This window comes from Piscibacillus salipiscarius JCM 13188 (assembly GCF_001311865.1).
Lineage (GTDB): Bacteria > Bacillota > Bacilli > Bacillales > Alkalibacillaceae > Piscibacillus > Piscibacillus salipiscarius.
In genome coordinates this window covers 41,443-61,813 of record NZ_BBCD01000019.1, presented here as the reverse complement: position 1 = coordinate 61,813, position 20,371 = coordinate 41,443, and the positions used below count along the sequence as shown (strand labels likewise).

The window sequence follows — 20,371 nt, the reverse complement described above, 5'->3', positions numbered from 1 at the left end:
AAAAATGAAGACGAATATTAGGGATTGATCTCTCCTCTAATATTCGTATTCTTCTAGATTAATTAATATTTTGTCCCAGCCTCTTTTGATTCCTTAATCTTCTTGTTTGAGTGTACTAATTTGCCATTCAACCCCATACTTATCTCGAACTTTTCCGTAAGCAGGACTAAAAAAAAGTTTCCTGAAGCGCCATGACTTCCTTACCGTCGTTCTCTACTATTTTTCTAAAAATATCACTTGTTTGATCGGCATCATCCGTCACAAGGGCAACTGAAATATGCGTCCCGGCTTGAATTGGATAGCTTGGATGCTCGGGATCAGTGTCTGATAGCATAATCTCATTATCACCAATCTCAAATTCGCATGAAGAAGTAACTGCTCATCTCCTTCTTTTGCATTAGGAAGCTCAGCATACGTTTTAAAATCCATAACCTCTGCATTAAAAGATTCTTCATAAAAACGTGTAGCTTCGATTCCATCTCCATTAAACATAAAATAAGGATTCATTCCTACGATCATGTTTTAATCACCTCATTTTTATTATTGGTCATGATTGTTTTTTCCAATCATGTTATACAGGTTCTAGCGTATAATATAATAACCTGTCTTGGGGAGTTGATGGCGCTTGGGAATCTTACACCATTTAGTTATTTTCTTCGTAATCGCCGTGATTGCCTTGATTCTAAGATTTGTACAAATTAGATTGATGGTTCGCGTAGATATCTATTTATTCGTATTTGTTCCATTGGCTGCATTTGGTATTCTCTTTTTACTTCTCGGATTGCTTGATGTTAACCGCGAATTGTTTTAGATGTCGGCAAATTAATGTTCTTATATGGTGCAGTAGGCTTTGGGTGCGGGTTTGGTGCGACCCAAGTATTAGGCGGCCGTTTTTTAATAATTGGTTGCCTCCTAGCCGTTGGACAGGCTCTTTTGATAATCTTCAATTATTTCCCTATGACTACCAATCATTTGTTCAGGTAGCTCATGAAGGGAAAAGAACTTTAAAGCTAGTGATTCCTCATCATCATATACTAATGTTCCTTTATAGTCCTTAGTCCAATACGCAGCCGTAACCGAGTAGAATTCATCCCCATTTTGAGCACGAGTAAAATATCTTGAGCCAGAGTTAATATTAATTAAATGAAGTTTACCAACTGTTAGCCCTGTTTCTTCCAAAACTTCACGACGACCAACATCTTCTGTAGATTCACCTAATTCCATCAATCCTCCTGGAAGACCCCAAATGCCTTCTGGAAACGTCCTTTTCTGTAATAAAACACGACTATCTTGATCTATGATGACGATGACCGTTCCTACTAAAATTAATGGCCTATGTCCAACTAGTTTACGTAACTCTTCGACATAACCGATTGTAATCCCCCCCTATATAGAAAAAAAGCCAGCTCAATTTAGAATTGAGCTGGTTTATATTAACCTTGATATTTGTAATAATCCTGTTGTTGGTAAGTTTCAAAACCAACTGCTTCATATAAATGTAACCCACGTTCATCTTCGATCCCAACTTCAACGAAGATCACGTGTCCAGATTCTGACTCCTGCTTAACAACTTCTATTAAGGCAGCTTTACCAATGCCTTGACGACGAAAATCAGGATCTACAGTAAAGCCGAATATATACGTTTCAATTCCTTCTGCTTTAAGACGAAGTTTCCCAATCGTTTGACCATCTTTCTCAATCATGTAAGTTCTATGACCTGCATCTCTTTTTAGCACATCAACTAAAAACTCAGCTTCTTCCCTAGTGAGATTAAACCCTTTAACATCTAAATCAACAATTTGATCTAAATCATCTGGAGTAGCGAGCCTTAGTTTAACATCCACTTCAGGCTCTGGAATATCTTTTTGCTCCAGCGCATTTGGTAATCAGAATAAGCATAAGTTGCTCCAAGTTTTTGAAGCGTCATTTTAGCACATTCAGATTCTGGCGGAGCATTAATATAGAGCTTTTGAGTTTTTCTTGTTTTAAGAGAATCGAGGATTTCGTGGAAAAGCTTAGTGAATATACCTTTACGACGATGGTCAGGATGCACCATCGCACACATTTCATAAGCACCACCAACATAATAGAGTGCTGCATATCCGAGTAGCCGATCACCTTCATAATAGAAAAAGTCGTTATTCTCCGTCATCCGCGATCGAAGGAAATACCAATTTAATTTTAGTTCAATACGATCATGCTGCTCCACAATCATTTGGAGCTTTTCAATATCTTTTAGTTGTCCTTCTCTTAACAAACGCGCTCCCCCTAACTGGAGATAAAATCTTTACCCGTGTAGAATATCTTTTTAAAAAAATGAAGTCAATCATTTTGTATGAAGTGAACTCATATTCAGTATGATTGTTTTATTTTATCAAAATATAATTATTTTTTCCTCCATAATGTATATTCTAAAATTAAAACACAAGATATCAGCCATGCAAGGCCTAATACGTGACCTGCTAAACGTCCGTTGCAAAGTGTACACCTAAATAAATACGACTGAACCCTATCCCAAATATTAACAAGGCTAACATAATGCCCAGAGCCCATTTCAATGCATCATTCATTCTGCTTCTTATGACTAAATAGATTAAAAATCCATAGAAGACCATCGGACCTGTTGAATGTCCACTTGGAAAGCTGAAACCAGTTCCATCGTACTGTTCAAATATATTCGGACGTTCTCTTTCAAATACATGTTTTAATACACGGGTTAGAAGACCAATTCCAATAATGGCTACAGCAAAATAAAAAATACGCCATTTATATCGATTGTACATAAAATAAATCGCTACCAGTAATACTATAGAACTGATCGTAATGAACGTTACTGAACCTAATTCAGTAATGAAGGAACGCTTGATCTAATGTTGGTGATTGTATGGAGCTAACGAACAGTCTGACTTTTTGATCCAAGATGAATTTTTCTTGTTCAGCGACTCCATCGGCAAGTTCAGCAAAGAGCCAACCGCCGCCCAAAATAATACAAAAGTTTATAATTAAAAATAAATACGTCTTTTTAGGTACCTCTCTTATCCCAATATCAATCACCTCTCTCTCTTTATATCATTGCACCAAAAATAATTTCGAAACCTTTATTGAACCATGAAACGCCCGAATTCATTGCGGACGTTTAGAGAAGGTTTTTAAACAATATAGAAAATAAATAACTAAAAACTTCAAAGCTTGCTAATGGCAGGCTCATTAGTAATAGTACAATTGATAAATGTATATTAAAATCCCGATCTTTTTTCCAATAATGGATAAGAAATATGGAGTATGCCAACCCTAAAATGAAAACGATTCCCCAAATTAGTGAATGACCTTTGGAAGCAAACATTAAATAACCCATAAACGTTAATATAAACAAATAGCAGGAATGTTTTTAAGCCACACATTTCTAGGTACTTCCTTTAGTTGATCTTTTTTTGAGTCGAATAATCTTTTAACTGTTCTAAATACCCCTTAACTCTAACACTCATATCACTCATGCTGTGAACCTCCTCAATCCTAAATATGTACATATTCTATTAATACCCTATTTTATGTCAAAATAGCCCCAACATGATAGATTTGTTAAACTTTATATAGATGCGAAGGAGGTATTCGGATGAAAATTGTATCGATTGAACCAACACCTAGTCCTTACTCAATGAAAATAAATTAAATGAAAGTCTTTCAGATGGAGAAACTCAAGAATTCAAACAACATCAAGATTTAAGCGATGCACCTAAATATGTCAAAGAACTATTTGAAATTGATGGTGTGAAGGAACTTTATCGAGTCATAAATTTTATAGCTTTAGAACGTCATCCTAAAGTGCCATGGGAAGATATTTTACCGCGTGTTAAAGAGGTATTAGGCTCTGAGGACGAATCTACTAATGAGGAAAACTCGTCATCTGACGAAGATGATTTTGGTGAGATTAAGGTTTTGTTCAAAAGTTCCGCCAAATTCCAATGCAAGTTAAAGTTGAGGAAGAGGATCAGGAAAAACGGTTTGGCCTGAACAATCGCTTTATGGAAGCCGCAATGGAAGCATCCAAGGATGCCGATATGTTGGCTGAACGTGAATGGGTTGAACAAAGTCCACGCTACGGTCAAGCTGAGGAAGTCGGTCAAGATGTCGTTGCGGAAATTGAAGCAACTTATGACCAAGAGCGCCTTAAGACATTAGTTGATTTAGCGAGTTCTGGGGGCGTGCAAGATCGAAGCCAGTTTGAAGAACCACTCACAATGGAAAAGTTGGAATCAGAAGACTGGAAAGAGCGTTACGCGGCATTAGACCGCATGCCTGACCCTACAACTGAAGACTTACCTTTGTTAGATAGAGCATTGGACGATTCTAAAATGTCAGTTCGCCGCTTAGCAACAGCGTATTTAGGTGAAATTGATGACAAAGCCGTATTGCCTTATATTTATAAAGCTCTTCAAGACAAAACAGTAACCGTGAGACGAACAGCTGGAGATTGCTTATCCGATTTAGGTTTTACAGAGGCTATTCCGAAAATGATCGAAGCCTTAAAAGACAAAAGCCGGATTGTTCGCTGGAGAGCCGCGATGTTCTTATATGAATATGGCGATGAAACGGCACTTCCAGCGTTAGAAGACGCACTTCAAGACCCAGAATTCGAGGTTCGCATGCAAGCTAAAATGGCTTTATCACGCATTCAGGGCGGCGAAGAAGCAAAAGGTTCCATTTGGAAACAGATGATGGAAATGACTAAAGAGAAGAAGAAATGAAGCAGCCAATGATTGGCTGCTTCGTTTTATGTTAGGCGTTCTAGAAATTCTATAGCCTTTTCAGTTGATTTTAAAAGCCTCTCGTCCTTCTTCCCTTTACGAACCGCATGGGCATTTTGAAAAGCTTCCATGGCCTCTTGGTATAACCCCAATTCCATCAGACATTTCCCTTTATGTTGGTAGGCAAAATCTAAGTATTGCGGTTCATATTCAAATCCTTTTAAGATCGCTAAATCAAACTGCTCTAGCGCTTTTTGGTGTTCGTGTTTATATTTGTAAGCTTCACCTAAGCGAATTAGCATGACAATCTCCCGTGATGAGTCAGCATCCGCTAGTGTTAATGCTTTTTCTAAGCATTTAATCGCTTGTTGCGGTTCATTTTTCAGTCGATATAAATTGCCTAACGTACCATAAAGGAAACAAAGATGATCAGGGTTTTCTGTTTTTAATAATTCACGGCGCACTTGAGCAATCACTTCATCCAATAGTTCCATCTCGTCAATTTTTTCGCGCAAAAATGGTCTTCATCAAAATAAATATGTTCGTTTAGTTGATCTAACTGCTCGTGAATATGTTGCATTGATGTATCCCCTTTATTATAAGTTCCAATCTCGCTCCCACTGTAATGGTATTTCAAAACCTGCTTTCTTTAAAGCGTTGTGGTATTGACCTTGGTGAATTAATCAAAGGTAAGGCTTTCCTGATAAAACAAATCTAAAGCATGTTCCAGATCGACATCCCGTGTTAAGTGTTCTGGTGTCCACGGTATATATACATCTGGTAAAATACCTATGCCTGTCATGCCTTTACCTTCATCAACCCTTGTTAGTTTGGATGTAGGGTATAATAGCTCAAACTGGTTATCCCATCTCATACGGGCTAAGTTAGAGTAGTCGTTAACTCCCGCTGTACCGCGTCCAATCACGGTTACTTTGTTTGAAAATTTACAGAACTCAACGAAGACGCTCCTGCACTCCCGCAATATACATCACTAAGAACTGCTACTTTTTTTGGATTAGATTTACCCTCTATTAACTCTGGCTCTGGATTTAAATCTTGGTCAAATACAACAAAACCTTTACCTCGGTACTTTTTCCAAGTATCTATAAATGACTGTGCGTTCTTTTTTTACTTGTGGATCTTCAACGTTAGACATAAATTCCTGGACAGATCGAATAGTCAAATCAGAGCTGCGGTCAGTCGCATTGAATATTTGTGTATAGTTTTTCGCTAAATCTAGTTTTGTTTTACCTTCTGGAAATAGAAACGGAATTAGGGCCTGAAAAGCGGAATCTGAACCACCTAAATTTTTCTAACATCGAGAATTAAATAATCTGATGTGTTTAGTTCATGTTCGTGTTTCTGTATTAATTGATTGATCGAGTCAGGGTTTAAGAAATCCGTCATTTTAATGTAGCTCGTATCTGGTTTTAATTTTTCAAACGAATATTCAGGTTTATAGTCAGATTTAACATATCGTCGAATTCTAATCTGTTTTATATCTCCATTGGATTTTTTATAGTTGCTTCATTATACTTTTTTAAGAACCGGAAGCCAATTCTCACGTTCAGAAGGTTTGTCGTATAAATATTTGCTATAGATTTCAGATATTTCATTTATCCTAAGTTGGTCTAAAGCGACAATTCGATCACCTATCTCCAACCTTGTTTCACCTATTAGCTCAGTAACGTATAAGGCATTTTCATATCGACGCACCTTAAAACCGATGTCCAGCGCTTTTTCCTCTCCTATTAGTCTAAAGAACATATGTGGATCCTTTAAATCAGCTATATATTCTTCAACTAGTTCTACAAACTCATGAGCAGTAAGATTTTGATTGTATATTTTTTCTCTATACTTCTCTGGGTCATCCCACCCTCGTTTATCCTCACATCCTGCATAATCATGGTGTATGATGTTAACAATTTCTTCAAAAATTTGTTCATACATCATAACTCCCCCTCATTTAACCATTATCTTATCATAATTTGTCATATTTTTCTTAAAATTAACTTAAAAATTGAGTTTTCTTAAGGGGAAAGGCGTTTTGACAGATTAAAAGAAATTCAGTTTAATTTTATTAAAAAAGGAGTTAAGAGTAATGATTGTTAAGACAGATGATATTCCAATTCCTTTACTTCAACTAGCTGGTCTAAAAAAAGCGCGTCGAATCCGCACATCCTCAGTATCCAGTTATTATTGATGATCACGCTATTAACCAGTCCGGATACCGAGGAGAGTTAGCCTTCAATTACTACTTAAAAGCGGTTGATGACGATAACACCGCGATACTAAATGGCCTTCGGGTTCCTGGTCCTAACCCATTTCAAATGGACAACCTAATTTTGAACCCTTACTTTTTCACGATCGCAGAAGTGAAGAATTTTTCTGGGACCATTGAATTTGATCATGAATTCGGGCAAATGACTCAACATACAAACGGACGCACACGATCCTTTAAAGACCCAATTAATCAAGTCGATACACAAATTTTTCATTTACAAAACTGGCTCATGCAACATGGTTACTCCGCCATCCCCATCGTCGCCCTCGTCATTTTCGTCAGCAACCATGTTCATCTAACGAGAACAGACGCCAATGATGTCGACCCGCGCATCATACGACCAGGGAAATTTATCGAGAAATATCAAGAGTTGAAGCAGAAATATACGACTAAAATCCTAAGTGAACAGCAACTTCTTAACCTCTCCCGATTTTTAAAACAGCATCACCAACCATTGCGACTAGACGTATTAAAGAAGTATCACTTAACAGCAAAGGACATAAAACCCGGCGCACCATGTCCAGAGTGTTATTATTTACCGATTATACGCAACTACGGTAGGTGGTATTGTCCTCGTTGCAAAAAGATAAATAGAGAATCCCATCTATTTGCTTTTAAAGATTTTCAACTCTTGTATAAGAATTGTATCACCAACAAAGAAGCTCGATGGATGTTACAAATAGATGATTCGCATGTCGTAAGTAAAATTTTAAAAAGAGAAGGCTTTAAGTATAGCGGCAAGTTTAAGGACAGAGTATATTCATTAGATTTTGACTATCAAACGGATTACTATTATTTGATGAATTGAGTTTTGTCTAGTATTTCAAAAAATCTTCTAGTTAATTTTAAATTTTGTCTAGTAAATTTGCAGTTTTGTCTAGTAAAATCTTAAATTTGTCTAGTAGAATCGTGATTTTGTCTAGTACAACCCATAAATTGTCTAGTATACAGCAAAATAGTCTAGTAAAAATGCATCTCATCTAACTATAAACAAAAGCTTTTGCGCCTCTGCGCAAAAGCTTCCTGTTAGGAACCCCCCCGCGCTTACGCAGGGGATGTCTTATTTTTTAACCGTTTCAAACGGCAGTGGTTTAGATAGGTCTTCTTTTGCTTTCGGGCATGTCTTACAGCATTTACGATCGGAGTTAGCTCCGTAGTAAAAGCAGCAAGTACGGCGGATGCGGGTTCCATCTTCTTTGATTCGGCGTCCCCAGTAAAAGTTCGTGAGCTGGTTACAGTCGTCAGAAAATATATCTGATGACATGCCGAAGATTAAATATTGGTAATCAGAATCGACTCGTTCAGCCACCTCAGCAAAGCGTTCGTCTTTTAATTTCTTCTCGTATAACCAATAAACATAAATGGAGATGTTTTCCCATAAGTTCGGTTTAGGCACTCGTGATACCTTGTTAAACACATTGACTAGCTGATCCATTTTAGCAAAAAGTTCTTCCGTCAACTTGCGACGTTCATCTTCACGTAAAGATGGTTCAATGAGTTCAACTTCAAGGTCGTCCATATATAAGTTCGGAAGCCATTTGTCACCGACCCTATTTGGCACAATTGCAGCTCGGTTAAATGACAGATTAAGCTTCATATCATGAACGGTTAAAAGGTAAAGTGTTGGTAACACGATATTAAGCCTAATCGCTTCATGAGCTGCGACCCTGCAACAAATATGCTCTCTGTATTAAATTCACTTTTAATATCTTTTAAATACTGAAGTAAAAATTCCTCATCTAATAATTGATCAAGCGTAACCGTTACGTCTTCAGCATAATCAACCATCCTGAAATTGTCTTTGAGATAAATTTTTTCTGACTTCATCAGTTGTGTCACGTTAAACACCTCAGTTATTGGTTATTTGCGAGTTTTAAATAACAAGTAAATGAAATATGGTGCACCAATCAACGATGTGAACACCCCAGCTGGGATTTCAAGTGGTGCGAATGCCGTGCGTGCAATTAAATCTGCTACTAACACAATTAAACCGCCAATTAAGGCTGAGACTGGAATTAATGAACTAAAGACTGACCCCACTAAGCGTCTGGCGATATGTGGTGCCATCAGGCCGACGAATCCAATCCCACCGGCAAATGCTACGGATCCGCCCGCTAAAGCAGTCGCAAGAACTAATAATACTAAGCGATCACGTTGGACTCTCGCACCAGCATTAGTCGCAATGTCATCACCTAAGCCTTGCATGTTTAGCTGGGTTGTATAAAACATCAATATAATTCCTAGGCCAACAACCCATGGCGTGATTGTTCCAACTTGTTCCCAGGTGGCGCCGTTTACACTTCCTGTTAACCAAATATTAGCTCTGGCTGCTGTATAAATCGGTCCAAACGTCATAATCATGGTGGTGACTGCTTCAACCGCAGCAGAAAGTCCTACACCAATTAAAACCAATTTAACAGGCTGGACACCATTGCGGTTTGTTGCCAGCAAGTATACAAAGAATCCCATTAATACAGCACCAATTAAAGATGCTAATGGTAACCACTGAATACTTACAGTTAATGAACTACTACGGTCGCTAAATACCACTAAAAATCCTACAGTTGATAATGCAGCTCCAGCCGTAATACCGATAATGTCTGGTGATGCAAGTGGATTTCGTATAATTCCTTGTAAAATCGCACCCGACATAGCTAGTCCTGCACCAGCTAAGACGGCAAGCAAAATCCTTGGCATACGGAAGTCATTGACAACCAGCTTGTGCATTTCTTCACCATAACCAAAAATGGCTTTCACCACATCTATTGGCCATATAACCATTTGTCCAATACCCAAGCTAACAACGATGGCAGCCATGATAAGAAGTGTTAATGTAAAATAATCGCAAACGATTTTTGTTTATTAAAAAGCGTGAGCTTCCTAGCTTTAATTCCCAATACTTACTCATTTATGCCCCTCCTTGCGATGAAAATGAAGAAAGGAGCACCAATAAATGCCGTCATCACACCGATTGGTACTTCTGCTGGCATGATGATATAACGAGCACCAATATCAGCTGCTAGTAATAAGACTGCGCCGAGTAATCCGCTGTACGGAATTAACCAGCGATAGTCATAGCCAACTAACCAGCGCGCCACGTGCGGAATAATTAAACCGACAAACCAATTGGTCCCGCAATCGCTACGGACCCACCAGCTAAAAGTACAATGACTAATGCACCAATGACTTTAACTAGCCAAGTCTTCTGCCCTAACCCAACGGCTACATCTTCTCCCATGGTTAGCACATTCATCTTTTTACCTATAAAAAGAGACATAATCCATCCGGCTAATAAATAAGGTAAAACCCCAAGTAGTAATTCCAAATCTCGGCCTTGAACGGCTCCAGCAAGCCAAAATAAAACTTGATCTAAGGCTTGTTCATCTAAAGTTAAAATACCTTGAGTCATAGACGAGAATAAAGCGGCAATCGCTGCCCCGGCTAGGGTTAATTTGACAGGTGTTAGTCCGTCGGTCCCAACAGAGCCAAGCATGTAGACAACTACTGCGGCAATCGCTGCTCCGATAAACGCTAACCATGTAAAACCTGTAATAGATGTTACACCGAAAAAGCTAACACCTAATACGACAAAGAAACTAGCACCAGCATTAACCCCAAATATACTTGGAGAAGCTAATGGGTTTTTGGTTAGTCCTTGCATAATCGCACCAGCAATAGCCAAACTAGAGCCAACAGCTGCTGCTATTAATGCCCGTGGTATACGAGCGGATTGTATAATGATATGTTCATTTGATTCATCAAAATTTGTAAATGATTCTATGACCATTTGCGTATTTATTTTCGTCAAACCTAGGATCACACTCGCCCACATAAGGACAAGCACTGAAATGATGCCTATGATGATCCCAAAGGTCCGAGTAGACGTTTTCGTCAGCATAGTTTGTAATACCTTTCATTCCCTATATGTTGCTGCTTTTAGTCTAATCTAATTGATAATCATTGTCAATGAACTTGAGAATCGTTTTCAATTAATTGAGAAAAACCTATTGACTTTATAATTGATAACTATTATCATTTGTAATGTGATTGAAAATCATTCTCAATCAACTCAATTTAAATAAAAATTACATATTAGGAGGAGCGCAACTATGTTTAAATCAAACATTTGGAAGTTATCATTACTTCTTGTTGCCTTAGTGTTTGCATTAGCTGCTTGTGGCGGCGGATCAGATGACTCAGAAGAGACAACTGGTAACGAAAGTGAAGAAAATACAGGTGAAGTACAAGCTGAAACATATACGATTGAACATTCTATGGGAGAGACAACAATTGAAGGTCAGCCTGAACGTGTTGTTGTTTTAACGAACCACGGAACAGAAGCGTTATTATCATTAGAAATTAAACCTGTTGGTGCCGTTCAGTCATGGACTGGTGACCCTTGGTACGATCATATTACGAAAGATATGGAAGGCGTTGAAGTTGTCGGTACAGAAAGTAGCATTAACTTAGAAAAAAATTGCCGAATTAAAACCAGATTTAATTATTGGTAACAAAATGCGTCAAGAAGAGCACTACGAAAAATTAAGTGCCATTGCTCCTACTGTCTTTGAAGAGACTCTACGCGGAGATTGGAAAGTAAACTTCGAGTTAATCTCTAAAGCAGTTAATAAAGAAGAAGAAGGTCAGCAAGTTTTAGACGATTATCAGAAACGAGTTGAAGATCTTCGTGCGAAGTTAAAAGAAGCTGGAAAATTAGATACTAAAGTATCTATGGTGCGCTTCATGCCATCAGATGTTCGTATTTATCATAAAGATTCATTCTCAGGAATTATCCTTGAGGAAATTGGTTTAGCACGCCCTGAATCACAAGATGTTAATGACTTTGCAGCAAAAGGTGTAACGAAAGAACGTATTCAAGAAATGGATGGAGACGTCATCTTCTACTTCACGTATCAGCCTGAAGGTGAAGATGGTGAATCTGTTGAAAGTGAATGGGTGAATGACCCATTATGGAATAACTTAAGTGCTGTTCAAGAAGGTAAAGCTTATGAAGTAAGTGATACCATTTGGAATACAGCAGGCGGCGTTCGTGCTGCAAACTTAATGTTAGATGACTTAGAAGAAAAGCTATTATCTGAATAATTGTTATAACACTTTTAACCCCCTCGTTATAAATGAAAGGCTCGCGCATAGGTGCGCGAGCCTTTTTTTATCCCCTTCATGCCCATGCATCCAGTTAAAAATAAAACAAATACTAACATCATTATTCTCATTCAAACCCCTCCCATGATTGTGACGTATCATAAGAAAAAAGTTACATACCATTTCATCTCACATGTCTTTAACCTATAATGTTCTCAAAGGGGATGTTCACACGCGCGAGATAAAAGATTTTGAAACTCAACATTTTTAAAGAACAGAACCACAACTGGTTTTCTAGAATTAGTCTAAAAAGGAGCGTTCATGATTGATAGAAGTATATGTAGATGGAGCCTCGCAAGGTAACCCTGGATTAAGCGGAGCAGGTATTTATATAAAAGCTCATGGTAAGCAGCTCGAATTTGCTGAACCTTTAGGTGTCCATACAAGCCATAAGGCAGAGTTTTTAGCCGCCATCAAGGCATTGGATATATGTATGAATCAATATCCAGATGAGATTTTATCATTTCGGTCAGATTCTCAAATTGTTGTCGATGCTGTTGAAGCAGGATATACGAAAAATCCTTTGTTTCAACCTTTACTAAGCGAAATTATTGAAAAAGGCAATCAATTTCCTTTGTATTTTTCAAGTGGATTCCTAGTAAACAAAATCACCATGCGGATCGCTTAGCTAAGCAGGCGATTCACAAAAAAAGCTGACTCGCAAGTGAGTCAGCTTTTTTAAATCATTATCCTTCGTAATCTTCAGGCTTTACCTCTTCTCCATTTTTACCGTGGTAACGTAATCCCCATCCAGTAATGGCAGCGATTAGCATCACAATGAGTAAGCCCCAACCTTGGAATACAAATGGGAATACTTCAATTGGGTTCACCCCAGGAATACCATATTCATCCACGATACCATTAACTGTTGTATAGGCTAATAACACACCACCACTCCACGGGAATATGTACTAACGCAGAACTCACGGTATCTAAGAAGTTGGCACGACGATAAGGGTGAAGATTTGAGTTCTTACCAATCCTACTTACAAATGGAGCAGCTGCGATTTCTGCTGCTGTATTGATTGTAATAAATGAGTTTAAGAACGCTACAATCGCAAAGATTGATAACTCCGCACGTCTTGTAACACCTTTAATAATTTTGATGAAGAAGTCCATGATCCTATCCATTGTACCAGCTAATTCTAATAAATAAGAGGCCGATAAAATGAATAAAATTAAGATCGCCATGTTAAAGTACCCACTTAGACCGCCCATTAAGGCACCTTCAACAACGGCTCCTCCTTCACCTTCATAAATGTGAATAACTTCTGTAAATGGAATACCTACTACGAAGAATAGTGCAATGGACGCAACGATTCCCCAAGTTAAAGATGTCAGTAGGTGATGTCCAATTAAAGCGAGAACGAGCACAATCACGAATGGTATTAGGAATATGAGGCCGTTTGCCGTTACCTCCTGTTGTAATTCATTCAGCACTTGCTGTTCTCCTGCTGACGTGGAAGCGCCACCAAAATGACAAACAAAATTAAAGCTGGGATCGCCGCTGCAATAGAATATTTAAAACGCGAACGGACAACTCCTGGCACATCTGCTTCCTGCGTCGTAGCAGAAACGATTGTTGTATCTGATACAGGCGCTAAGTTATCACCAAACACCGCTCCGGATAGAATCGCAGCTAACATCATCGTCGGATCAGCACCTAACACAACACCTGCTGGATACATTAAAATACCAAACGCTGATACTGTTCCATATCCTGTACCAACTGCACTTGAGAATAATGCCGCTAAAACAAAGGTTAAACCTACAAACCAGCCCGCTTCAAATCCCGTTTGGAAACCAAACCAAATCAGACCATCTACTAAGCCGCCAGCCTGCAATAGTGTTGCGAACATCCCTGCCCAGAACCAGGCAATGATGGCCACGACACCAATAGGTTGTGACATTCCATCAAATAACCCTTGGGCGTAATCGCCCCATTTCGATTTTGTTAATAATAAACCTAAAATTAATCCGATGACCATTCCTAAAATTAGAGCTTGTTCTGATACTAAGCCCGTTACACTTAGGACAACTGCCCAAATAATGAAAAAGACTAGTGGAATGGTTGCTACAAATGGACCACCTCTAAATTCAAGCTTTTCGACTTTTTTTCGAGGCCGTCGCTTCGTTTAATTCTTCGTTGTTATTCCCCATAACATGTCCTCCTCTCTGAATTACTACATATTATACAAGATGTTCACAGAATATACAAAATTATTTTAAAAAAGCAAAAACTTATGAAAGATCTAATAAATCGACATTTTTTCGCGAAGTGGTTATAGAGTAAAATGACAACCAGATCTCTAATATAAGTGTTAATAAAACGACCTTAGCCCATAAAGGAAGCAAGATTAATTGAAAATGAATGAAGTATTCAGGAAAATTATAAACAGAGTTCAAGTTCATCGCTAACGTAAATGCGAAGAACATGCCAAATGTAAAGTTTCTAGACCACTGAGAAATATGATACGTCCATACACCCTTAATAAACCCTAACTTCTTAATACGTTTATAAGCACGTATTATTTCAATTACCTCAACGATTACAAGTAGGACAAATACAGACATCCAAAACCAGATCATAAAGCCGGTTGTCATTAACCCGCCTGTCACCATTGCAAGGCCTGTAATGGACAACGCTCCATGTATAATACAATTCGTATTCTTCCAATCATCAATCAAAGTCCATTTCGTTGTTAAATATCGTCTTGCTAGCAAAAATACACCTACTATATAGAATAAGACCCCTAACAGGACAAGCGATTCAAAAATAATTTCTGGCACCCAGGTAAACAAATTCTCTAACAAAATCACTATTGACTGGGTCCCAACCGTCGATAATAAAATAACTCCATGAATTGAACTGTTCTTCTCTTTTAGTAACGTCTTGAAACTTTTAATCATTGTAACGAGAAAGATTGCCCATAAAGCAATATTAATAATAGACATTACCTGCAAAAAGAGCAGAGTTTCAGGGAAATATTTTAATAAAACATTACATAATACTGAGACCCCCGCTATCCATGTGCCTATCGTAAAAGATTGAATCGGATTATTAAGAAAAGGAAGCAAAAAATCCTTCTGAAAAAATTGCACCGTTAGTCGTAAATAAATTCCAGTCCAGGCTATAAATAATAAAATTGCTAACACTTCACCTAAATATTGATCTATATAAGGAAAGGCTTGTATGCCACCGTACAAAAAGATCCCATTCGCCATAATAATCGCACCTGATGCTGGATCAATTCTTCGCATTAACATGATTCGACACCTCACTAACTAATATATTTTAGCAAGATATCCGCCCATGACACAAATAATGCCCGATTCATTAGCTAGAATCGGGCGATTATTCATTCATTTTTAACCCTAAACTCACTTTCTAATACTGGCCAGTTTTGCATGAATGGTATTCCTAATACCCAATAACTCACACCTCTTAACCCATAATCTTTAACCGTTTCATACTTAGCTTGAACACTTCTCGCATCCTCGAACCAGACTTCATGTCGTTGGCCCGTTTCATCCGTATACTCAAAATAAGGTGACTGATGCTTTGGGTGAAAGTTTATATTCGCTCCGTACTCCGCAGCTAGACCAATGGCTTCATCTAGATTAACCGTGGTCGCGTACGTGCCTTGCACCCACGGAATTTTCCAGTCCCTACCGTACAACGGAACCCCCATCATAATTTTCTCAGGAGGAATAACGGTCACTGCATAATCCAGAACTTCACGAACCTCATCTATTGGTGCAATGGCCCATGGTTCACCACCTGACCAGCCCCATTCATAAGTCATGATGACGACAAAATCTACAATCTCACCGTGAGATTCATAATCATGACCTTCATATAATAAGCCTACTTGATCTCCGGAATCTTTAGGCGCTAAAGCGGATGAGACGATATATCCCTGTGGTCGTAAACGTTCAACCACTCTTCTTAGAAAATTATTATAACCTTCACGATCTTCCGGATAGACATACTCGAAGTCAAAATTAACACCTTGATACCCTTTTTCCTTCATGACATTAAGCATATTATTAATTAAAGTGTCCTGCAGGTTAGGGTTATTAAACAAAATTGAAGCTAGCTCTGAATCAAATGTGTCATTAACATAATTAGTTAACACAAGTAACGGTACGGTATTTGTGTCATAGGCGGCATTAATAACCGCCTGCTCGTTAAAACTAGTCAGACTTCCATCCTCACTAAACCCATAAGTAAATGGCGTTAAATACGTTAAGTGCCTGCCAACCTCTAACACTTCTCGCCTTCCTTCTTCTTCAGTCTGAGTGATATAAGCATTGACCTCCGTTAAAGGCAGAGGCTTTACTGGAATTCTAATTTTTTGATTTGGATAAATCTGCGATGGATTGTCAATATTATTGATTCGAACAATCTCTGAAACAGTTGTTCCATACCTCTGCGCGATCATCCATAATGTTTGGCCGCTTTGAACTGAATGAGTGCGGTAAGGCATTTGTAACATATCACCGACGTGAATGACACTTGGGTTCGCGATATTATTATGTTCAGATAGTTCATTTAAAGGAATGCCGTACTCTTGAGAAATTCGCCATAACGTATCACCTGGCTGAACGACATATTCTACAGCGGGGTCTGGTACAACTAACGCCTGACCAATCACCAACACGTCCAAGTCTTCTAAACCATTTACATAGGAAATTTGATCAATTGTTGTATTATATCTCCTCGCAATGCGCCAAAGAGTATCACCACTCCTTACGACATGAATATTCATCGCGATATAACCTCCTTCTGGTTTACCTATATCTATCCTATTCATGTCGTGTTTGTCCTATGGGCTAAAAATAACCCTAGTACTCTACTTCGGCTTTAACACCTTTAGGCACTTCAACGATAATATGCTGCTGATAAAGATCGTAATCTAAATTATAATCATCGCCCATAATGGATGTACCTTCCATTTGTCTCATCGGAAACTCTTTGTAGGCACCCCGGACAGTAACATATTCACTATTTTCCTCAATAATTAACTCTCCAGTTTCTTCTTGAAAAAAGACTTTTGCAGATGGAATTTGATCCACCACTGGGTGGTCAATATTCATCATCAATTGAGTCACTTTAATTTCTCCAGGTTGACCACTATTTTTAACCACAATTTTAATTGCAGAAAATACATCTTGAACTATTAATTCTTCTAAATCCGTATTAAACGTCCACTCATCGATCACCTTGATAGCTTCATCATTTAGTTGATTTTTCTCATACGCAACTCCAAACTCATTTTTAGTTCTTCTTCATTTGAGACTTCAAACCCTTGTACGTGCTCTACCGATTGCAACGTAATAAAATAAATAATACTCATAGTCGTTAGTACCCCTAAATAACCGTATAACAGGGCACTATGTCTTCTTGCAAAAATTATTAGGGGAATAAGAACGTTTACTCACGATTGAAACCACAGCTGTGACTATTATTAATAATAAAAGTATAAAGATTATTGAAGTCATTTACTGCACCTCCAGTCGGCGCGAGAAAACGACTGCTAATCCAAAGCTGATTAAACTCGTCAGCAGCACTTTTGTAATAAATAATACAAGGTGTGATTCTTGACCGAAGAAAATGAACACTGGTTCAAGCCGGCTTTCTTGTAAGAAGATCATCCCACCAACAATTGCGATAGTTGCTACTTTCATGATCTTACCTTGCCTCATAATGCTACCAATTAAATATCCTGCGCCACTAAACAAAATTAAGTAGAAGAAGGTAGTTAAAAAGAACGTGATTAAGCCAGGTAATGTGTATTCTCCAAAAACACAAAGGCATCTAAACCAAATATCCAAATGTGAAGTATTTTCACACAGAAGCTTGCCATGATCACTGATATTGCTCCAATCGCATTCGAAACCCCAATGAACATAATATTCGACAAGTGATGACTCATAGCATTACTCACAAATATTTGTTCAGCTAACCTGTTATCCATACGATCAATTGCAAGCGCAATAAAAAGCCCAAATACACGTAAAGAAAAAAGACGATATCACCCGAAACATACTGAACATTTAGATGAAAAGCACCCGATCCAAAACCACCATTTCCTACTCCTAATAGCGAGAAAACAATCGCAATAATCTGTACGATAATCAAACCTTGAAACACACTTTTGTAACTTATCCATTTATACTTCCATTGTTTATTTACGACGTTCCATAAATTAGGATGATGTAAAGACATCATCAATTCCCCCCTTTGTTTCACTCGTCAAGTACATCGACAAATCTGCGGCGTCTACCTTTGTTATACTAACGCCAGCTTCACTTAATTGTCGCTTTTCTATTTCACTTAATGACTTTCCAACAACGTTGTAGACTTGTTTCTTAATTAAATGTTTCCTATAAATTATGTCTTCCCCATTTACGACTGATTGGATAGACTCTTCATCTCCAGTAAGACCTGTTGCAAATTCTTTAAAGTCTTCTATTGAGTTATGAAGGATACACGAACCGTTTTTAATCAAGACTATTTCTTCTAAAATGGTCTCTAATTCATTTAGTAAATGACTTGAGATAATCATTGTTCTAGGATGAGCCATGTAATCTTTAAGTAGCGCTCGATAGAAATCTTGCCTAACCGAATAGTCCATGCCTGTTGTGGGTTCATCGAACATTGTTAGCGGGCATCTTGAAGCCAACCCGAAAATCGCATTAAATGTTGATGCCTTACCTTTTGATAATTGATCGTGGTACACATCAATAGAAATTCCGAAGTAATCAATTAATCGATCAGCTAACGTTTGATCCCAGTTTGGATAAAACATATTCGCCGCCGTTAGAATTTCTTTAATAGTCATCTCTAAAGAGAAATTCATTTGATCATCCACATAAATTGAATTGACCGATACTTTTAAATTGTTAAAAGGTCGTTCACCAAATACTCTTACCTCTCCACTAGTCGGGACAATTTGGCCAGCTAACATTTTTTAATAACGTTGTTTTACCTGCCCCATTACGGCCAATTAACCCGATTAATCTATTCTCCTTAAGCTCAACAGATAATGAATCAAGGGCGAGATGTTTGTTATACTTTTTCAACACATCTTTGCACACAACGACATTCATGAATTTTCCCACCTTTCTTTTTTAACCTTTTCGATTAATTCCATAAGTTCCTGATCTCCAATATTTAAGTAATCTGCTTCTTGTAAAAAGTCATGAATCATTTGTTTTAAGTTTTCATTTTTTCTTCTTAGTAAAATTTGGTCTTTGGCTTGTTCCTGTACAAACATCCCAAGCCCTCTTTTTTTATAAAGCACATCGTGTTGTGCCAAAATATTAATTCCTTTCGCTGCCGTTGCAGGATTTATATTAAATAAATCAGCAAGCTGGTATTGTGAATACATTTTTTCATTTGCATTAATATTGCCATTTATGATTTCTGTTTCTAACCATTCCGCAATTTGGATATAAATAGGCTTAGAACTGTCGTTGTTTAAAACCAATAGAATTTCCACCTCCTATGTGGAATAGTGCATTAGTGATGTAATGTACTAATCTTATTATATGCTAATTTCCATCTTTTGCAATACTAAAATGTTCAAAGTTTTTTCAGATAGTAGTCACATTTGAACGGTTTATAGGTTGTTAGGTTATGTTAGAGTAGGAGATAGAAGAAATTGAATAGGAGAAAATTCAATGAAAAAAATAATGTTTATAACTTTAATCATGTTGGTTTCTTTATTAACTGCTTGCGGAGGACAATCAGAAGCTGAACAAGAAGACAACCATTCTGAACATGGTGAAAACCAAGATAAGAAAGACGATTCATTAATACCGGTTGTGGTTGAAATTTTAGTTCAAGATCAAACAGAATTAGGTGAACAAACGCTTCAAGCGCAGGTCACACATGATGAAGAACCAATCGCTGAAGCAGAAGAAGTCACGTTTGAGGTATGGAAGAAAGGTCATGAAGATGACAGTGAAAAGATTGAGACAACCTATACCGAGACGGGATTTATGAAGCAACGTACACATTTGAAGAAGATGGTACGTATCAGATGTACGCTCATGTAACAGCTAAGTCACAGCACGTGATGCCAAAACATGAGTTTGAAGTAAAAGCAAAATAAACCGTATTATTGATAGATGAACCTCCCCCTTTATGTAATGAAGAAGGCATTCAAGC

The 20,371-nt window shown here is 37.8% G+C and carries 28 protein-coding genes and 3 pseudogenes; 7 read left to right on the top strand and 24 right to left on the bottom strand.

Annotation, left to right across the window (positions count from 1 at the left end; all coding sequences use genetic code 11):
• Positions 1-166: 166 nt before the first annotated feature.
• Positions 167-334, bottom strand: a complete 168-nt coding sequence (locus JCM13188_RS19305) for a VOC family protein (protein WP_279401824.1) — start codon at positions 332-334, stop codon at positions 167-169.
• A 291-nt stretch (positions 335-625) separates the two neighbouring features.
• Here JCM13188_RS19305 and JCM13188_RS19300 point away from each other — a divergent pair, with 291 nt between their 5' ends.
• Positions 626-811: a hypothetical protein gene (locus tag JCM13188_RS19300; protein ID WP_279401823.1), complete on the top strand. Its 186-nt coding sequence runs from the start codon at positions 626-628 to the stop codon at positions 809-811.
• 101 nt (positions 812-912) lie between these two features.
• Here JCM13188_RS19300 and JCM13188_RS12895 read toward each other — a convergent pair whose 3' ends face one another.
• From JCM13188_RS12895 to JCM13188_RS12875, 5 genes are all read right to left on the bottom strand, one after another.
• Positions 913-1,374, bottom strand: coding sequence for an NUDIX hydrolase (locus JCM13188_RS12895; protein WP_054754503.1), 462 nt, complete (start codon positions 1,372-1,374; stop codon positions 913-915).
• A gap of 59 nt (positions 1,375-1,433) precedes the next feature.
• Positions 1,434-1,844, bottom strand: coding sequence for a GNAT family N-acetyltransferase (locus tag JCM13188_RS12890; RefSeq protein ID WP_054754502.1), 411 nt, complete (start codon positions 1,842-1,844; stop codon positions 1,434-1,436).
• Entirely contained in the window at positions 1,829-2,257 is a 429-nt protein-coding gene (locus JCM13188_RS12885) for a GNAT family N-acetyltransferase (RefSeq protein ID WP_054754501.1), read from the bottom strand. The genes JCM13188_RS12890 and JCM13188_RS12885 overlap by 16 nt, the downstream gene beginning before the upstream one ends.
• Before the next feature lie 205 nt (positions 2,258-2,462).
• On the bottom strand, positions 2,463-2,783 hold the full coding sequence (locus JCM13188_RS12880) for a phosphatase PAP2 family protein (RefSeq protein WP_054754500.1): 321 nt from the start codon (positions 2,781-2,783) through the stop codon (positions 2,463-2,465).
• A 61-nt stretch (positions 2,784-2,844) separates the two neighbouring features.
• Positions 2,845-3,054: a hypothetical protein gene (locus tag JCM13188_RS12875; protein ID WP_054754499.1), complete on the bottom strand. Its 210-nt coding sequence runs from the start codon at positions 3,052-3,054 to the stop codon at positions 2,845-2,847.
• A gap of 675 nt (positions 3,055-3,729) precedes the next feature.
• Between JCM13188_RS12875 and JCM13188_RS21230 the strand changes: the two are divergent.
• A pseudogene (locus JCM13188_RS21230) lies at positions 3,730-4,011 on the top strand (NifU N-terminal domain-containing protein); the annotation flags it as partial.
• Complete coding sequence (locus JCM13188_RS12870; protein ID WP_369405024.1) at positions 3,963-4,745, top strand: virulence factor; 783 nt, start codon at positions 3,963-3,965, stop codon at positions 4,743-4,745. The pseudogene JCM13188_RS21230 and the gene JCM13188_RS12870, both read left to right, overlap by 49 nt.
• 26 nt (positions 4,746-4,771) lie before the next feature.
• Here JCM13188_RS12870 and JCM13188_RS12865 read toward each other — a convergent pair whose 3' ends face one another.
• The 3 genes from JCM13188_RS12865 to JCM13188_RS12855 form a co-directional block, all read right to left on the bottom strand.
• Positions 4,772-5,260 carry a tetratricopeptide repeat protein gene (locus tag JCM13188_RS12865; protein WP_279401822.1) on the bottom strand — a complete coding sequence of 163 codons (489 nt, stop codon included), beginning with the start codon at positions 5,258-5,260 and terminating at the stop codon, positions 4,772-4,774.
• A gap of 164 nt (positions 5,261-5,424) precedes the next feature.
• Complete coding sequence (locus tag JCM13188_RS19295) at positions 5,425-5,670, bottom strand: hypothetical protein (RefSeq protein ID WP_369405023.1); 246 nt, start codon at positions 5,668-5,670, stop codon at positions 5,425-5,427.
• Between the two features lie 605 nt (positions 5,671-6,275).
• Positions 6,276-6,695, bottom strand: coding sequence for a S41 family peptidase (locus JCM13188_RS12855; protein WP_054754496.1), 420 nt, complete (start codon positions 6,693-6,695; stop codon positions 6,276-6,278).
• Positions 6,696-6,940: 245 nt separating this feature from the next.
• Here JCM13188_RS12855 and JCM13188_RS12850 point away from each other — a divergent pair, with 245 nt between their 5' ends.
• Positions 6,941-7,837, top strand: a complete 897-nt coding sequence (locus tag JCM13188_RS12850; RefSeq protein ID WP_369405028.1) for a nuclease-related domain-containing protein — start codon at positions 6,941-6,943, stop codon at positions 7,835-7,837.
• A gap of 252 nt (positions 7,838-8,089) precedes the next feature.
• Here the strand turns inward: JCM13188_RS12850 and JCM13188_RS12845 are convergent, their stop codons facing one another.
• The 4 genes and pseudogenes from JCM13188_RS12845 to JCM13188_RS12830 form a co-directional block, all read right to left on the bottom strand.
• Positions 8,090-8,662: a hypothetical protein gene (locus JCM13188_RS12845; protein WP_054754494.1), complete on the bottom strand. Its 573-nt coding sequence runs from the start codon at positions 8,660-8,662 to the stop codon at positions 8,090-8,092.
• The gene (locus tag JCM13188_RS12840; protein ID WP_054754493.1) at positions 8,638-8,868 is read right to left on the bottom strand and encodes a hypothetical protein; all 231 of its coding nucleotides are present in this window, start codon (positions 8,866-8,868) and stop codon (positions 8,638-8,640) included. Before JCM13188_RS12840 ends, JCM13188_RS12845 begins: the two co-directional genes overlap by 25 nt.
• A 21-nt stretch (positions 8,869-8,889) precedes the next feature.
• On the bottom strand, positions 8,890-9,846 hold the full coding sequence (locus tag JCM13188_RS12835; protein ID WP_369405022.1) for a FecCD family ABC transporter permease: 957 nt from the start codon (positions 9,844-9,846) through the stop codon (positions 8,890-8,892).
• 83 nt (positions 9,847-9,929) lie between these two features.
• A pseudogene (locus JCM13188_RS12830) lies at positions 9,930-10,927 on the bottom strand (FecCD family ABC transporter permease).
• A gap of 211 nt (positions 10,928-11,138) precedes the next feature.
• Between JCM13188_RS12830 and JCM13188_RS12825 the strand changes: the two are divergent.
• Together JCM13188_RS12825 and JCM13188_RS12820 are read left to right on the top strand one after the other, a co-directional pair.
• Positions 11,139-12,132 (top strand): annotated as a pseudogene (locus tag JCM13188_RS12825) (ABC transporter substrate-binding protein).
• 325 nt (positions 12,133-12,457) lie between these two features.
• Complete coding sequence (locus tag JCM13188_RS12820; protein WP_369405021.1) at positions 12,458-12,820, top strand: RNase H family protein; 363 nt, start codon at positions 12,458-12,460, stop codon at positions 12,818-12,820.
• 58 nt (positions 12,821-12,878) lie between these two features.
• On the opposite strand, the gene JCM13188_RS21225 is transcribed toward JCM13188_RS12820, so the two are convergent.
• The 11 genes from JCM13188_RS21225 to JCM13188_RS12780 all read right to left on the bottom strand — a co-directional run bounded on the left by JCM13188_RS21225 (position 12,879) and on the right by JCM13188_RS12780 (position 19,688).
• The gene (locus tag JCM13188_RS21225) at positions 12,879-13,079 is read right to left on the bottom strand and encodes a hypothetical protein (RefSeq protein ID WP_369405020.1); all 201 of its coding nucleotides are present in this window, start codon (positions 13,077-13,079) and stop codon (positions 12,879-12,881) included.
• Positions 13,054-13,632: a Na+/H+ antiporter NhaC family protein gene (locus JCM13188_RS21220; protein WP_369405019.1), complete on the bottom strand. Its 579-nt coding sequence runs from the start codon at positions 13,630-13,632 to the stop codon at positions 13,054-13,056. The genes JCM13188_RS21225 and JCM13188_RS21220 overlap by 26 nt, the downstream gene beginning before the upstream one ends.
• A complete protein-coding gene (locus JCM13188_RS21215; RefSeq protein WP_369405027.1) occupies positions 13,626-14,189 on the bottom strand; it encodes a Na+/H+ antiporter NhaC family protein in 564 nt (187 codons plus the stop codon). Before JCM13188_RS21215 ends, JCM13188_RS21220 begins: the two co-directional genes overlap by 7 nt.
• A 244-nt stretch (positions 14,190-14,433) precedes the next feature.
• Positions 14,434-15,459: a TDT family transporter gene (locus JCM13188_RS12810; protein WP_054754492.1), complete on the bottom strand. Its 1,026-nt coding sequence runs from the start codon at positions 15,457-15,459 to the stop codon at positions 14,434-14,436.
• Between the two features lie 92 nt (positions 15,460-15,551).
• Positions 15,552-16,964: a glycoside hydrolase family 18 protein gene (locus JCM13188_RS12805; protein ID WP_054754491.1), complete on the bottom strand. Its 1,413-nt coding sequence runs from the start codon at positions 16,962-16,964 to the stop codon at positions 15,552-15,554.
• A 76-nt stretch (positions 16,965-17,040) separates the two neighbouring features.
• A complete protein-coding gene (locus tag JCM13188_RS12800; protein WP_054754490.1) occupies positions 17,041-17,418 on the bottom strand; it encodes a hypothetical protein in 378 nt (125 codons plus the stop codon).
• A 279-nt stretch (positions 17,419-17,697) separates the two neighbouring features.
• Positions 17,698-17,883 (bottom strand): hypothetical protein, encoded by a 186-nt coding sequence (locus tag JCM13188_RS12795; RefSeq protein WP_279401820.1) that lies wholly within the window; start codon positions 17,881-17,883, stop codon positions 17,698-17,700.
• 274 nt (positions 17,884-18,157) lie between these two features.
• Positions 18,158-18,424 (bottom strand): hypothetical protein, encoded by a 267-nt coding sequence (locus JCM13188_RS12790; protein ID WP_279401819.1) that lies wholly within the window; start codon positions 18,422-18,424, stop codon positions 18,158-18,160.
• A complete protein-coding gene (locus JCM13188_RS12785; RefSeq protein WP_369405018.1) occupies positions 18,405-19,166 on the bottom strand; it encodes an ATP-binding cassette domain-containing protein in 762 nt (253 codons plus the stop codon). Before JCM13188_RS12785 ends, JCM13188_RS12790 begins: the two co-directional genes overlap by 20 nt.
• On the bottom strand, positions 19,138-19,308 hold the full coding sequence (locus tag JCM13188_RS21210) for an ATP-binding cassette domain-containing protein (protein WP_369405017.1): 171 nt from the start codon (positions 19,306-19,308) through the stop codon (positions 19,138-19,140). The genes JCM13188_RS12785 and JCM13188_RS21210 overlap by 29 nt, the downstream gene beginning before the upstream one ends.
• Complete coding sequence (locus JCM13188_RS12780) at positions 19,305-19,688, bottom strand: GntR family transcriptional regulator (protein ID WP_054754487.1); 384 nt, start codon at positions 19,686-19,688, stop codon at positions 19,305-19,307. The genes JCM13188_RS21210 and JCM13188_RS12780 overlap by 4 nt, the downstream gene beginning before the upstream one ends.
• A 193-nt stretch (positions 19,689-19,881) precedes the next feature.
• Between JCM13188_RS12780 and JCM13188_RS12775 the strand changes: the two genes are divergently transcribed.
• Positions 19,882-20,259 (top strand): FixH family protein, encoded by a 378-nt coding sequence (locus tag JCM13188_RS12775; RefSeq protein WP_054754486.1) that lies wholly within the window; start codon positions 19,882-19,884, stop codon positions 20,257-20,259.
• Positions 20,260-20,371 lie beyond the last annotated feature (112 nt).